The 14,541-nt window shown below is 69.7% G+C and carries 13 protein-coding genes; 5 read left to right on the top strand and 8 right to left on the bottom strand.

The window, feature by feature from the left end; genetic code table 11:
* The first annotated feature begins 77 nt into the window (after window positions 1–77).
* Window positions 78–1,745, top strand: coding sequence for a methyl-accepting chemotaxis protein (locus tag FV233_RS24590; protein WP_147899061.1), 1,668 nt, complete (start codon window positions 78–80; stop codon window positions 1,743–1,745).
* Between the two features lie 39 nt (window positions 1,746–1,784).
* Here FV233_RS24590 and asd read toward each other — a convergent pair whose 3' ends face one another.
* Window positions 1,785–2,675, bottom strand: a complete 891-nt coding sequence (asd, locus tag FV233_RS24585; protein ID WP_147899060.1) for an archaetidylserine decarboxylase — start codon at window positions 2,673–2,675, stop codon at window positions 1,785–1,787.
* A 32-nt stretch (window positions 2,676–2,707) separates the two neighbouring features.
* Between asd and FV233_RS24580 the strand changes: the two genes are divergently transcribed.
* A complete protein-coding gene (locus tag FV233_RS24580) occupies window positions 2,708–4,399 on the top strand; it encodes an aminotransferase class III-fold pyridoxal phosphate-dependent enzyme (RefSeq protein ID WP_147899059.1) in 1,692 nt (563 codons plus the stop codon).
* A 171-nt stretch (window positions 4,400–4,570) separates the two neighbouring features.
* Here the strand turns inward: FV233_RS24580 and FV233_RS24575 are convergent, their stop codons facing one another.
* Both FV233_RS24575 and FV233_RS24570 read right to left on the bottom strand, forming a co-directional pair.
* Window positions 4,571–5,182: a hypothetical protein gene (locus tag FV233_RS24575; RefSeq protein WP_147899058.1), complete on the bottom strand. Its 612-nt coding sequence runs from the start codon at window positions 5,180–5,182 to the stop codon at window positions 4,571–4,573.
* A 50-nt stretch (window positions 5,183–5,232) separates the two neighbouring features.
* Window positions 5,233–5,919, bottom strand: a complete 687-nt coding sequence (locus FV233_RS24570; RefSeq protein ID WP_147855540.1) for a methyltransferase domain-containing protein — start codon at window positions 5,917–5,919, stop codon at window positions 5,233–5,235.
* A gap of 704 nt (window positions 5,920–6,623) precedes the next feature.
* On the opposite strand from FV233_RS24570, the gene FV233_RS24565 reads away from it, so the two are divergent.
* Both FV233_RS24565 and FV233_RS24560 read left to right on the top strand, forming a co-directional pair.
* Complete coding sequence (locus FV233_RS24565; protein ID WP_187277776.1) at window positions 6,624–7,406, top strand: lytic transglycosylase domain-containing protein; 783 nt, start codon at window positions 6,624–6,626, stop codon at window positions 7,404–7,406.
* Window positions 7,407–7,642: 236 nt separating this feature from the next.
* Window positions 7,643–8,716, top strand: a complete 1,074-nt coding sequence (locus FV233_RS24560) for a tlde1 domain-containing protein (RefSeq protein WP_147899057.1) — start codon at window positions 7,643–7,645, stop codon at window positions 8,714–8,716.
* A 60-nt stretch (window positions 8,717–8,776) separates the two neighbouring features.
* On the opposite strand, the gene FV233_RS24555 is transcribed toward FV233_RS24560, so the two are convergent.
* From FV233_RS24555 to FV233_RS24540, 4 genes are all read right to left on the bottom strand, one after another.
* Entirely contained in the window at window positions 8,777–9,028 is a 252-nt protein-coding gene (locus tag FV233_RS24555; protein ID WP_147899056.1) for a hypothetical protein, read from the bottom strand.
* Window positions 9,029–9,322: 294 nt separating this feature from the next.
* Window positions 9,323–10,057: a DUF3750 domain-containing protein gene (locus FV233_RS24550; RefSeq protein WP_147899062.1), complete on the bottom strand. Its 735-nt coding sequence runs from the start codon at window positions 10,055–10,057 to the stop codon at window positions 9,323–9,325.
* A 101-nt stretch (window positions 10,058–10,158) separates the two neighbouring features.
* Window positions 10,159–10,959 carry a triphosphoribosyl-dephospho-CoA synthase MdcB gene (mdcB, locus tag FV233_RS24545; protein ID WP_348642249.1) on the bottom strand — a complete coding sequence of 267 codons (801 nt, stop codon included), beginning with the start codon at window positions 10,957–10,959 and terminating at the stop codon, window positions 10,159–10,161.
* 279 nt (window positions 10,960–11,238) lie between these two features.
* A complete protein-coding gene (locus tag FV233_RS24540; RefSeq protein ID WP_147899054.1) occupies window positions 11,239–12,081 on the bottom strand; it encodes a glycosyltransferase family 2 protein in 843 nt (280 codons plus the stop codon).
* Window positions 12,082–12,163: 82 nt separating this feature from the next.
* Here FV233_RS24540 and FV233_RS24535 point away from each other — a divergent pair, with 82 nt between their 5' ends.
* Window positions 12,164–13,573, top strand: a complete 1,410-nt coding sequence (locus tag FV233_RS24535) for a methyltransferase domain-containing protein (protein WP_147899053.1) — start codon at window positions 12,164–12,166, stop codon at window positions 13,571–13,573.
* A gap of 4 nt (window positions 13,574–13,577) precedes the next feature.
* On the opposite strand, the gene FV233_RS24530 is transcribed toward FV233_RS24535, so the two are convergent.
* A complete protein-coding gene (locus FV233_RS24530) occupies window positions 13,578–14,531 on the bottom strand; it encodes an aliphatic sulfonate ABC transporter substrate-binding protein (RefSeq protein WP_147899052.1) in 954 nt (317 codons plus the stop codon).
* Between the last annotated feature and the right edge of the window lie 10 nt (window positions 14,532–14,541).

The following is a 14,541-nucleotide window of genomic DNA, read 5'->3' as shown; positions in this document are numbered from 1 at the left end:
AACTTGCCATCGCTTCGAGCATCGATTGATATCGTGCCGGCTTCGAAATTCGAATCGCCGTGGACCGGACGTCGTTGATGCACGTGACTATTAAAACCCGACTCGTTGCGCTTCTGGCGATCCTGGGCGTTCTGTTGTTGGGCTCGACCGCGCTCGGAAATCTGGCTCTGTACTGGAACACGCGAAGTCTGCAGACGGTCTTCGAGGACCGGGTCGTTCCGCTCGGTCAGTTCAGCGGATTGCGCGATGCCTACGACAGCCTGGTGGAGGCTTCGCGCACCCTGAGTGGCGGACAGTCCGATCGGCGTCCGGGGGTCGAAATCATCCAGCGCACGCAGGCGCAGGCGAAGCGGCGATGGGCCGATTACCTCGCCACGTATCTGACCCCCGAGGAAAAAATCCTCGCCGCGGAGCTTCAGGGGCAGATCGACCGGAACGACACGATCATCGCCGATCTCGTGCGCCTCGCCGGCGCCAACCAGACGAGCGCCTATGCGGATCGGCACGCGGACCTCCTGAACGCGATGGTGCGGACGCAAGCCAGCATCGGACAGCTGACGGGCTTGCAGATCCGGGAGGCGCGGGAGGCGTTCGAGAGCGCGCAGCGGACGTCGGGCTGGACCAGCCTCCTTCTCCTCGCCGCCGTCGCGCTGGCCACCGTCGCGATCGTGTACGGCATCCTGACCGTGCTCAAGCAGGTCGCCGGCCCGCTCGCCGGGATGACCGCGGCGATGACCCGCCTGGCGTCCGGAGACCTGGACGCGCCGGTTCTCGGCGCGGATCGCCGGGACGAGGTCGGCGCCATGGCCGGCGCCGTGCAGGTGTTCAAGGACGCGCTCATCGCCAAGCGGCGTGCCGACGCCGAGGCGGCCGCCGAGAACGCGGCCAAGGACCGCCGCACGCTGGCGCTGGACGAGGCCACCCGCACGTTCCGCGGCGCCGTCTCGAAGATGACCCAGACCCTGTCGGCCGCCGCGGAGGAGATGGAGGCGACCGCCCAGGCGATGAGCCGGACGGCCGACCGGACGGCGGCGCAGTCGCTCAGCGTCGCCTCCGGCGCCGAGCAGACCTCGGCGAACGTACAGACCGTCGCCGCGGCGAGCGAAGAGCTGGCGGCTTCGATCGGCGCGATCAACGTCCAGATCGTCCGTTCCTCCGACATGGCCGAGCGCGCCGCCGCCGACGCCGCTCAGACCACCGCGATCATGCAGGGACTGGCCGACGGCGCCGAGTCGATCGGCGCGGTGGTCGAGCTGATCAGCGGCATCGCGGCGCAGACCAATCTCCTCGCCCTCAACGCCACGATCGAGGCGGCGCGCGCCGGCGAGGCGGGCCGGGGCTTCGCCGTGGTGGCGGGCGAGGTCAAGGAACTCGCCACCCAGACCGCCAAGGCCACCGAGACCATCTCCCGGCAGATCGCGGCCATCCAGGGCGAGACCCATCGGGCCGTCGAGGCGATCCGGACGATCTCGGCGACCATCGTGGAGCTCCGCTCCATCGCGGTCGGCGTCACGGCGTCTATGGAGGAGCAGGGCGCCGTCACCCAGGAGATCGTCCGCAGCGTCACGCAGGCGGCCCAGGGGACCCAGGCGGTGACGAGCAACATCGGCGCGGTCACCGCCGCCGTCGGCGAGACCGGAGCGTCGGCGTCGCAGGTCCTGATCGCCGCGACGGAACTCTCGCACCAATCGGAACGGCTGAGCGTCGAGGTCGCGGACTTCCTGGTCAAGGTCCAGGCGGCCTGAACAGGCGCGGCGGCCGGACCGCGATCCGACCGTCCGGCGCTATCCCGGTTGCGGAAGCCGCATCAGCGGCTCGCCCATCCGCAGGCGGCCGCCCTCCTGCAGCATCGGCCACAGGGTGAAACCCGGCGACGCCAGGACCACGATGGTGGAGCCGTGCTCGAACCAGCCCATCTCAGCGCCCTTCTCCAGGCGGGCGGTGCTGGGCAGGGGGCGGCCGCCGGTCCGGCGCAGGGCCACGCCCTCGGGCAGGAAGCCGAGGCGCAGGCCCGCCACCAGGATCGCCGCCACCGGCACCAGGGTGACGGGGTGGCCGGCGATCCGCAGGCGCAGCACCGCCCGCTCGTTGCGGCAGAACAGGGCCTCGACGCGCTTCAGCGCGATCGGGTTCACGTTCCAGGTGTCCCCCCAGATGTGGCGGACCGATTCGACCCGCAGGTCGTGGGGGGCGTGGAAGCGGTGATACATTCCGGCGGTCAGCCGCAGGGTCGCGTAGGCGCCGCCCTCGTGGGCGCGGGCCAGCTCCGCGTCGCCTCCGAGCAGGTCGGCGAGGCTGTACGAGAGGCCCTTGATCTGGAGGAGCCGCCCGGCCTCGATCCGGCCGTGCGCGCCCAGGATCGCGTCGCTGGGGCTCACCAGGATGGCCGGGTCCCCGGCGACCGGGCGGGCGCCGGGGCGCAGGGCCCGCACGAAGGCGGCGTGCAGGCTCGGGAACCGCGTCTCCCGGGCGTCGGTGAGATCGACGTCGCAGAACAGCCGCCAGGTGGCGATCGAGACGTCGCGCACCAGGGGCTGCTCGATCCGGCTGAACCAGCCCATGAACCGGGTGGCGAGCCGGCGCGGCAGGCGGTTGGTGAGCAGGAAGTTCAGATCTTCCTGAGCGCCCACCTGCGCCAGAGCGCGTTTGAGCCGTGATCCCGAAACCGTCATCATGCCGTGAACCGCCTCCGATACGGCGGGGGGCGATGTCCGCACTCCTCGCCACCCTGTCCGCCACCGCCGCAGCCGCTTTGGTCGCCCTGCCGAAGGCCGCGCAGCGCCTTCAGCTGTCCCGGGCCAAGCATCCATCCCTCACCGGCCACGCCCGGATGGCCCGGCGCGTGGCCGGGCTGATCCCGCACTACGCCTACTCGGAGCGCGCGTTCTTCCGCTCCGACGATCCGGACGAGACGGTGGCGCTGCGGCGGGAGAACGGCTTCGCGCGGCTCTCCGAACTCTACCGCGCGCGGTTCGCCCGCACCCGGGCCGAGACCGACGCGGTCCGCGACGGCCTCTCCGACCTGCAATTCACCGGGCTGTACCGGGTGCCGTTCCAGTATGCCGGCCAGGTGCGCGCGCATCTCGGGGCCGGGGCCTTCGCGGCGGCCTCCGGCGGCGTCACCGTCACGGATCTCGACGGCAACGTCTTCTACGACCTGGCCGGGTCCTACGGGGTCAACCTGCTCGGCGTGGATGTCTACCGGGCCTGCCTGGATGAAGGTGCCGCGAAGGTCGCCGCCCTCGGGCCGGTGCTCGGGCCGCTGCACCCGGTGGTCACCGGCAACGTCGCGCGGCTCAAGGCGCTCTCGGGCCTGGACGAAGTCTCGTTCCACATGTCCGGGACCGAGGCGGTGATGCAGGCGGCGCGGCTGGCCCGCTACCACACCGGACGGCGCCGGATCGTGCGCTTCTGCGGCGCCTATCACGGCTGGTGGGGTGAGGTGCAGCCGGGCATCGGCAACCCGGTGCCGACCCGCGACACGCTCACCCTGGCCGACATGTCGGACCGGACGCTGCGGGTGCTCTCCAGCCGCCGGGACGTGGCCTGCGTGCTGGTCAACCCGCTCCAGGCCATGCATCCGAATGCCGGCGCGCCGTCCGATTCCGCGCTGGTCGACAGTGCCCGCAAGGCCGCCTTCGACCGCGAGGCCTACACGCAGTGGCTCGCGGCTTTGCGCGCGGTCTGCACGGCCAACGGCATCGTGCTGATCTTCGACGAGGTGTTCCTCGGATTCCGCCTCGCGCGCGGCGGCGCGCAGGAGTATTTTGGCGTGCGCGCCGACATGGTGACCTACGGCAAGACCCTGGGCGGCGGCCTGCCGGTGGGCGTGCTGTGCGGGCGGGCCGACCTGATGCGGCGCTTCCGGGACGACCGTCCGGTGGACATCTGCTTCGCCCGCGGGACGTTCAACGCGCATCCCTACGTGATGGGCGCCATGAGCGCGTTCCTCGATCGCCTGGAGACGCCGGAGGTCGCAGCCCTCTACCGAGACCTCGACGCGACCTGGGACGCCCGGGCCGCGCGGCTCAACGCGCTGCTGGCCGTGGCCGAGTTGCCGGTGCGGGTCGCCAACATGTCCACGGTCTGGACGGTCCTCTACACGCGGCCGTCGCGCTACAACTGGATGCTGCAATTCTACCTGCGTGCCGAGGGGCTGGCCCTGTCCTGGGTCGGGACCGGCCGGATGATCTTCAGCCTCGCCTACGACGACGCGGCGTTCGAGACGGTCGCCGCCCGGTTCGTGGCGGCGGCGAACGCCATGCGGGCGGATGGCTGGTGGGACGGTGGCGCCACGACCGACAAGGCGATCCGCAAGGCGATCCTGCGGGAGGTCGCGGCGATCCGACTGGGCAAACTCGGCGCTCGTCTCGGCCTCCGGGCACCGGACCAGGCCTGATCGGGTTTCCAAAGGGCCTCCGGCCCTTTGGCAGGGTTCGGGGCGTGCAGCCCCGAGTTTGCAGGGCTCTGCCCTGCACCCGCAAAAGGTCCAGGACCTTTTGAAACCTGGACTTTGCCCGGCATCACCGAGGCGGGGAGAGCCCCCCGGCTCGGCGAGGCCGGGTAACGATCAGGCTCCGCGCTCGTGCGGCTCGTGCTCCTCGACCATCTCACCCTGCAGCAGGGCCAGCGGCGCCTTGTGGTAGAGCTTGATGTCGTGGAACGGGTCCGTGAGGATCTTGGTCGCCCAGACCAGACCGGTCTGTACGTCCCGCACGAAGAACAGCTGGACGGTGCGGAACAGCAGGCCGGCCATCGCGAGCCACAGCCAGATCCAGCCGACGTTGCGGATCAGGTCGGTGGTCGTCTGGTGCGGCGAGATCAGTCCGAACAGGCTCGGATCGAAGTAGAGCGGCAGCGGCGACAGCGCCCAGATCGCCAGCAGTACGATCTTGCGCTGCAGGTTGTAGCCGACCTTGATCTCTTCCTTGTGTTCGTGCGTCGCGTGGTTGACGTGGTCGTAGCCCTTCGGCTCGAAGAACAGGTGTCCCGCCTGCCGGCTCGTCATCGCCAGGAGCCAGCCGATCAGCGCCGCCGTCGCGGGATCCTTGAAGGCCACCGCGTAGGCCACCAGAAAGCTCACGGCGCTGACCACGTGCAGGCTCTGGTTGATCCGGTTGTGGTGATAATATCGGTGGTCGTCCCAGCGCTGGACGCGCAGGGTCTCAAGAAAGCTCGCCATGCCGTGCTTCTCCGATCGAGGGTGGGGGGCGGGTCAGAAGGCTCGCGCGGTCAGGCGTCGCGCTTGCGCAGGCGGATGAGGGAGAAATGGCCGAGCGGCGGCAGGGCCCGGCGCTCCACGACCTCCACCGGTGCCGTCGCGGCCCAGGCGGCGTAGCGCTCCCAGGAGAACTCGGTCCGCCATCCCAGGCGGCTCGTGATCGGCATCAGCGTGTGCTCGATCAGGCGCCGCAGGCCGCCCTCGGCCCCGATCCGGGTGGTGATGACGATCTCGCCGCCGGGACGGAGCACCCGGGCGAACTCGTCCAGGGCCGCCTCCGGGTTCGGCACCGCGGTCACGACGTACTGGGCCACGACCACGTCGAAGGACGCGTCCGCGAAATCGAGGTGCTCGGCGTCCATCACGGCGAGGCGCTCGACGTTGCGCAGGGCCAGCCGGGCGACGCGGCTGCGCGCCTTCTCCAGCATCGGCGCCGAGATATCGATCCCGACGATGCTGGCGGCCCGCCGATAGGCCGGCAGTGACAGGCCGGTGCCGACGCCGACTTCGAGGACACGCCCGCCGATCCGCTCGGCGGCGGCCGCCGCCAGGGTCCGGCCCTGGGCGAAGACCGGGCCGAACACCAGATCGTAGACCGGCGCCCAACGGCCATAGGCCTTGGCGACGCCGTCGCGATCGAGGTCGGGACCGAGCGTCGCCGCCCGCGGTGAACCGGTGCCGTGCGTTCCGAGGGCCATGAGGGTCCTGTCTCTCGCTGTCTGTCGGGCTGAGGCACCCGGCCGCCGGCCGCGCCGCGGGCCGATGGATCCGGGGTTCGGGGAAGGGCGGGCTCAGGCCCGGATCGGGACCGTGAGCGGTTCGAGCCGGCCGCTGGCGGCACTGTCTCGGGCGGGGGGCGGACGATCCGCCGATGACATCACGGACATCGCGAGGGCCCGGCGATCAGGCGGGACGGCGGCGCGGAAGGCGCAACATCAAGCGGAACGTCATCGGCCCCACACCGTATCCCCGCGGCGATCTTTCCGCCGGCAAAGCTATGATTGTCGTTTGACGATGTTGTGACATCACAAAAGGTTCTTTTACGGATATGCACTTCGCTGGCAAAGCATTCACGCCGCACCAAAACCGGACGACATCGGGGATCGTCTTGCGGCGCGGCCTTACCGGATGGATGCGTCGCTTTGGAAACGGCGTCGCCGACGCCGCGACCGACGGAAGCCACCGTCTTCGATGGCCGTGCGGCGGCGTTCACGATGATGGCAAATGGCCGTCCGGACGCCTCAGCGCGCGTGCGCGCATCGGCTATGGTCCGAATACAACACGGCCGGCGGACGGCGTGGCCGACATCATCTCGCCCTGTTATCGACGAGATGTTCCACGGTATCGGTTGAGAAACGTGGCGCGATCTCGCGCCGAAGGAGTGTTGGGCGTGATCGAACAAATGCGGCGTATGACCCTTGCAGTGGCGGCGCTCGCCGGGCTCGCCGGCGCGGCCGGACAGGCGGAGGCCGCGCAGTGCGGCAACACGGCGGCCGGGTTCGAGACCTGGAAGCGGGAATTCGCCCAGGAGGCGCGCGGCAAGGCCAGCGCGGCGAGCCTGGCGGCGCTGGAGACCACCAGCTACTCGACGGCGACGATCTCGGCCGACAGGGGCCAGCGCAGCTTCAAGCTGTCGCTCGAGCAGTTCCTGGCCAAGCGCGGCGGCCCGACCATCGTGTCGAAGGGCCGCCAGCTCAAGCGGACCCATGCCGCGCTGTTCGATTCGATCGAGCAGCGCTACGGCGTCCCCCCGGGTCCGCTCCTGGCGATCTGGGGCATGGAGACCGGCTTCGGGGCGGTCCGCGGCAACGTCAACACGCTCTCTGCGGTGGCCACGCTGGCCTATGATTGCCGCCGCTCCGAATACTTCACGGATCAGCTCTACGCGGCCCTGACCCTGGTCGACCGGGGCCTGCTGTCGTCGAGCACCCGCGGCGCGGCCCACGGCGAGGTCGGCCACACGCAGTTCCTGCCCAAGAACGTGCTGACCTACGGGACCGGCGACCTGAACAACGTCGGCGCCGCCCTGTCGTCCACCGCGAACTTCCTGAAGGCGCATGGCTGGCGCCCGGGTGCCGGCTACCAGCCCGGCGAGCCGAACTTCGTGGCGCTCCAGGGCTGGAACGCGGCGACCGTCTACGAGCGGGCGATCGCGCAGCTGGGCAAGCAGATCGACAACGATTGAAGCTTGGCTGTTAGCGAATACTGTTCGGGCCGATCGGGTTGAAGCGGTATTGGCCCGAAAATGGTCCCGATCGATCCTGAATCGACCACGCAGCTGCCGCAGAAAAGCCGGCCCGGTCCCGCTGTTTCGTCCAGGCGGGGCCGGCCGGCCCATCGAGACCCGTCGACGGTTCCAAAGGACCGCGGTGGCGATGATCCGGCAGGCGCCCGCTCCGCGACGAGAGCATTGGCGCCCGCATGGCTATCGACTCCGTGCCGCTCGGCGGCCCCACCACCCGGATGGCACGCCGCTCCTGTGCGGGCCCGCTGGCGGTCCTGACCGCCGCGGTCGCGCTGGCAGCCCTCGGGACGGGGCTTCAGCCGCCCGTTCAACGCGGCGACGACCTGTCGGCCGTTCCCGACCGCCAGAGCATGGCCGTCGAGTCGGCTCAGGATACCGTGCCGCTCGCGGCGGAAGCGCCCGCCGACGAGGCCTGGCGCGACGCCACCGGTGGTCCCCTGTCGCGCTGGGCGTGGTCCGGTATCGAGCCCTCCGCAGCCCCGTCGATTCCGGACCCCGTGCCGGAGACCCAGGTTACGGAGCCCCCGCGTGCGGCGATGACCGTTCCGCTCCCGGTGCCGCGGCCACCCGAATTCCGGTCCGCGCGCGGACCCGATCTCGGCCGCAGGGCCGAGCGGCGCGTGGCCCGCCGCGAGTTGCCGCCGCTTCCCGTGCAGCCCCGCGAGGACGACCGCTCGTTCCTGGAGAAACTGTTCGGCGTCGAGCGCGCGCCGGCCCTGGCTTACGCGGCCCTCGACAGCCGGCCCGCCGACCTCGTGCCGCAGCGGCGCATCTCTCCGCCGCTCGCCCCCGCCGACGCACGCCCCACGGCAGGGACCGCGATCTACAACATCGCGGCGCGCATCGTGACCTTGCCGAACGGCGAGAAGCTCGAGGCGCATTCCGGCCTCGGGGAAGGTCTCGACGAGCCGCGGATGGTCAACGTGCGGATGCGCGGCCCGACGCCGCCCGGCACCTACGATCTGAAGGAGCGGGAGCAGCTGTTCCACGGCGTACGGGCGATCCGGCTCACGCCGGTGGGCGGCAACGAAGCCGTGTACGGCCGCGTCGGGCTGCTCGCCCATACCTTCATGCTGGGACCGCGGGGTGATTCGAACGGCTGCGTCTCGTTCCGCGACTACGAGCGGTTCCTGCAGGCCTACCTGCGGGGCGAGGTTCAACGCCTCGTGGTCGTGGCCGGCACGCAGGATCCGCTGCCGAGCCTGGCCGCAAGCCCGGCCCGCACCCAGATGGCCCGGAACGGGAACTGATCTGCCTCGGTCGGGCGGTGGCTCCCGCCTCCGCGCGTCAGGCGAAGGGCTCCGTTTCCATCACCGGGACTCGGCCTGAATAAGCGCCTCCACCGATTGAAGGAAGCTGCGTCGGGCCTCGGGCTTCGCGTTCTTGAGGTACGCAGCGATCAGCGCGAGCAGGTAGGCGGTCCCCGCGTCGGCGGCGCCCTGAGCGACGGCCGCATCCTGCCCGCCCCCGAAAAAGACCGAGATCGGCAGGTCCAACGCGTCCGAGATTCGGGCGAGCCGCTCGCTGGGTTCGGTGCGGGTCTCGTCTGAGTCCCTCGTCATGAACGCCTCTCCGACGCCGGCCGCTCGACAGGCTGGCATACAATATTTCAACTTCAGTATTCCCCTTTAGGGACATGTCGCCTCGGTCGACATGATGAAGCAAGGTGCAAAATCGAAGATGGCGCTTAAAAATGACCCATCGCGCCGAATCGATCGGTGTACTTATACCGATTTGGTTCGATTGCACTAAGCCCGACCCGGCCGATGCTGTGCGTCGGCACGACGATGCGGTGATACGGGCGTCCGAGATCCGCCCGCGCCTTCATGGCGGACAGGACTAGATCGAACGGCCGGTCAGATGCCGACGCGACCGATCGCCGGCAGCTTGATCCCCGGACGGCGCAGATCGATCCCGGCGACGCCGCCGAGCAGGTTCAGCTCAAGCCCTTCGACCCACGCCAGGGTGAGGCCGAAATACCCGCCGAGGTTGATCCGGATGCCGGTCCCGGACGGCGTCCACCCGATCCAGCGGCCGTCATAGGGAAAATCCTTGCCGATCGCCGTAGCGGGGAGGCTGGCCCGCATCTCGGGTACCGCCGCCATCACGGCCGCCACGAAGGTGTTCGAGTTCGGACCCGGCCAGACCACGTAATCTCCGGGGCGGGCGTAGCGGTACTCGGCCACGGCCTTGCGGATGCGCGGCAGCATCGCTTCCGCGTCGGACCCGTCCGCCGCGAACACGATCTCGGGCGGGTTGCCGAACCAGCGCCCGTCCGGGACGAAGCGGTCGATCCAGATCGGCTGGCCCCAGGCCGTGTAATCGAAGCGCCGGTAGCTGCGTTCGCCGGGACCCTTGATCACGATCCAGCTGTGGGTCGCCACGATTCCGCGCCAGCTCACGGTGCGGGCGGAGAAGATCCGCACGACGGCCCCGGGATGGGATTCGGCGGGCGGGAGCAGGCCGGCGCTGGACCGGTCCGCGGAGCGCCAGTCGCCGCTCGCGCGCAGCCAATACAGCGTCGCCGAGACCGCGACCGGCACGAGGAAGACGAGGACGAGCGCGAGGAGCGCGAACCTGAGCAGGGACACGGGCTTGGCCGGGGCGTGACGGACGACGGGACACATGTAGGCACGGATCGGGCCCGTTCCCATGCGGCCGAACGGAGCGCGCCGGCCCGGCACGCGGGCCGTCACGCCAACCGGGGCAACGCGTCGAGGAAGAGCGTCGTAGCCAGGAGGTCGGCGCAACCGCCGGGGCTGAGTCGTGCCGCCACGAAGCTGCGATGGATCCTCACGGCGCGGTCACGCCAATCCGGGTCGGCGGTTCCCCCCGCGCCGAGGAAATCCGTCGCGGCAGCCTGCGCCCGGGCCAAGCCTTCGGCGCCGCCGCGGTGAAGCAGGTTGGTGTCGTCCAGGATCGCGAGGAGCGCGAAGAAACACTGGACCCGCGCAGCCTGGGGATCGTCCGGCGCATGGGCACGACCGAGGCGCAGGGCCGGCAGGCCCACGGCCCGGATGGTCGGGAAGCCGGCGGCGGCCTCCGCGCTGGCGCCCCCGACGCCGTAGCGGCGCGCGGCCCGACCGCCATGGCTGTCGGCGGAGGTCGGCGCCCCCGCGATGGCCCCGCCCCACAGCCGGCCCACGGCCTCGGCCCGGGCCTCGGCCGAGGCCGGGATGTTCCCGCTCACACCGGCGCCGGCACAGATCAACCCCAGGGAAAAGATCGCGCCGCGATGGGCGTTGACGCCGCCGGTCGCCTCCAGCATCGCCGCCTCGGCCCGCAAGCCGATCGCCCGCAGGTCGGCCATTCCGGCGCCTTCGCGGCCCGCCGACACGAGCGCGACGAAGAAGGGCCGGATCGCCGCCGCGCTCCGGCGCAGGGTGCCGGCGTCCATGTCGTGGTGGCTGCCGGAATCGACCGGGCTGACGAGACCGGGCTTGGGCCACGTCTCCAGCTCATCGATCAGCGCCGCGTGCGCGAGATCCGCCACGCGCTCGGGCCAAGGTTCCGAAGCGTGCCGCTTGTCCTGAACGCACAGGTCAAAAATGCGGCTTCTCCAACGCGGATTCGATCGATCGTGATGCCCGGGCCGGCGCGACCTGCGGCCGATGCGGACGGCGGCGGGTCGGCATCGGTAAGCTGCTACGCACCGCCCGCGCGACGGTCAATCGAACCGCTGCCACGGACGCCCGTGCGTGCCGGCCCGCCGGGCCGTCGATTCAACGCGCTCGATGACGCCGAACCGGCGTCCACTTCGGCTGCGAGCGCTCTAAAACGATCCGACGAACCGGTCCGGCAAGTGCCAAAGATCAGGCGCCTGCGCCCAACTCTTGCGCTCGATTGCGTCGGCGAATATTCTCTTCGTCGTCTCGAAGAGATCTTCGCCGGCACGCAGCTGGATGCGTCGTCTCGTGAGTCCGGCGAGTTCGGTCTTGATGTGATCCCGAAACGCTGACGGCGGAATGGCGTGGTGTGAATCCGGAATACCCACCGGAGCGGCGGCGTTGCGCTTCTTCTGGCGCTCGAACAAGATATCGTTGTCGCAATGGGCCAGATGAAACAAGAACAGATCGCCGAATTTCGGTCTATGATCGTGGACGAGACAGTGAAAACCGATATGCCAATCGGTGCGCTTGGAGATCAGCGTCGCCTTGCATAGGGACGAGATCGAGCGGATATATCCGCGTTGCAACGATACGGGGCGCTGAAGGTCGATCGGTGCTTCACCCTCGACATGGCGGACGTCGGCACCGAACAGATCGAGGACCGGCGGCACATCCCGAGACGCGATATATTCCGACAGTGATGATGCGACATCCGGATCGGCAACGACCAATTCGTCGGCATCGGTGAAGAGCACGCACTTGAAACCAATGAACAACGAGGCACAAAAATCGCGAATTGTGCTCACGCGCTGCCATTCGTCCAAGGGGGTTCTCGGCAACCGGATCCGGTTCGCATGAATCCCCATCGTCGAACCGTCATCGGAGCCGTGATCAAGAACGTAACAGTTCTCGGCCCCGACCTGCCGGTCGTAGTGCCTCAACCACAGCGGTAACATCGTACTTTCATTGTAGGCCATGGTGACCACGGCGAGCGGCCTTTTCTCCACCGGACGATTTCCTCCGCAACGAAATTTCGATCCTCCGCCGCCATCGTACGCGGCGGCACGCTAATGAGGAGCTAAGCTGAACATGGAGCGAGCGCCGCAACTGTTGCGATCTCTGAGCAAGGACGCGCGGATCATCGAGATCGGCCCCAGCTTCAATCCTCTTGCTCCGAAGCGCGACGGCTGGAACACGATCGTCGTCGACCACGCGTCGCGCGAGGACCTCCTCAAGAAATACCATGACCAGACGATCGACCGGATCGAGGAGGTCGACATCGTCTGGACCGGTGGCTCGCTGGCAGATGCGGTCCCGGGCGATCGGCACGGGACTTTCGACGCCTTCATCGCCAGCCATGTCATCGAGCACACGACCGACATCGTCACGTTTCTGAGAGCCGCGGAGACGCTGCTGAAGCCGGACGGCGTCGTGATCCTGGCCGTGCCGGACAAACGCAAGTGCTTCGACTTCTACCGCCCGCTCTCCGGCACGGCAGACGCGATCACGGCGTTCCTCGAGCGCCGGGACCGGCACACGCTGCGCACGCATATCGACTACGCCCTCAACATGGCGTTGAAGCCGGGCGGGGCCGGCGCTTGGGCCGCGGGCGATTTTCAGCTGGCCGAACCGGTCTGCCCGCTCACCGACGCCCCGCAATGGCATGCGGCCGCCCAGCGTCCCGATTACACCGACGCGCATGCCTGGGTGTTCGTGCCGTCGAGCTTCAGCCTGATGATCCTGGAATTGTCGCTTCTCGGCTATCTCGATCTTGCGGTCGAGGACATCCAGGAGCGGCATGCGACGGAGTTCTTCGTCTGGCTGCGCAAGGGCGCGTCGCGCCCCTCCGACGACGAGGCCCGGCGGCAACGCACGACCTTGATGCAGCGGGTGATCTTGGAACTGGCAGATCAGGCACGACAATTACCGGACGGGCCGCTGAGCGAGACGGCGGCGACCTTGCGCGACCAGCTCCTGCGCGCCGAATACCGCACGGCAGCGCTGAAGCGGGTGCTCGCGGCGGTGCAGGCCAGCACCGGTCGGTTCGGCCTGAAGCGCCGCCGGTTCAAGGACCTGATCGCGCTGGCCGGCCAGGACGTCCCGGCGAACGCCCTGGCTCCGATCCAGCACCAGATCCTGCTGAAAGAGGCGACGAAGATCCTGCATCCGCGGAAAGCCTCCGACGATCCGGCGGGGGCCGACGAGGACGATCCGACGCTGGCCGACAACGCGGTCCTGGTCGTGCCGCTCGGCGCGGCGCAGTTCGCCGATCCGCTCCTGGCCGCCGAGCTCGCGCGGGAACGGCAGCGGTCGGTCGCCGTGCGGGTCGTGCTCGAGGCTGTGCTGAGTTCCCTGGGCTCCCGGTCCTGGGACAAGAAGCGGTTCAAGGCGATCATCGCCAAGTCCGCGCAGGAGACGCCCACCGAGGGCCCGGTCGCGGTGCGTCACGCGGTGCTGGCAGAGGAGAGCCGGAAGGTTCTCGGCGTCCACCGCGCCTGAGGCGTCAGCGTGCCGGCGGCTCCCAGATTGCGAGGGCGGACGCGTCCACCGGGCGGGGCAGGAGGCCCTCGGCCCGGAAGGCGTCGGCGATCTTCTGCTGCTCGGAGAGGCCGGCCCGGGTCACCGGCTCCACCCGGTAGCTGCGCCGCGCGTTCGCCCGCAGGATCACCTCCGGTTCGATCTTCCACAGGGGCGCCAGGCGCGCGGCCGCCTCGTCCGGCTGCGCCTTCACCCAGGCGCCGGTCTCGGCGAGCTGGCCGAACAGCGCGGCGAGCACCGGACCGTTGGCGGCCACGTAGGGGTCGGCCGCGAGGTAGTAGCGCTTGTACAGCGACAGCCCGGTGCCGTCGCGCAGGACCCGCGCGCCGGATTGCTGCCGGGCGGCGGACAGGAAGGGATCCCAGGCGACCCAGGCCTCGACGCCGCCGCTGGTGAGCGCGGCCCGGCCGTCCGCCGGCGTCAGGTAGGCCGGGGTGATGTCCTTGAAGGTCATGCCGGCCTCGGCGAGGGCGGCGAGCAGCAGGTAATGGCTGCCGGCCCCCTTGGTGACCGCGACCCGCTTGCCGCGAAGGTCGGCCACCGTCTTGGCGGGGGAGGCTTCGGGCACCAGGATCGCCTGCGCATCCGGGGAGGGCGCTTCCTGGGCGATGTAGGTGATCCGGGCCCCGGCCGCCTGCGCGAAGATCGGCACGGTGTCGGCCACGTCGGCCGACACGTCGATCTGCCCGGCGTTCAGCGCCTCCATGATCGGAAGCCCGCTGGTGAATTCGTGCCAGGACAGCCCGGCCCCGAGCGGTGCGAGGGCCGTCTCCAGGTTGCCGTTCTGGCGCAGCAGCGCGATCAGCGTCGAGGAGCGCTGGTAGCCGATGCGCAGCGTCGTGGCCGCGCGGACGGCGCCCAGAGGGGTGACGAGGGCGGCGGCAAGGCCGGCGATCAGGCTTCGGCGGGAGGCGGGCATCGGGTGATCC

It is taken from the genome of Methylobacterium sp. WL7, from assembly GCF_008040085.1.
In the GTDB taxonomy this organism is placed as follows: Bacteria; Pseudomonadota; Alphaproteobacteria; order Rhizobiales; family Beijerinckiaceae; genus Methylobacterium; species Methylobacterium mesophilicum.
The sequence above is the reverse complement of the archived record's forward strand: the minus strand, read 5'-3'. Positions and strand labels throughout refer to the sequence as shown.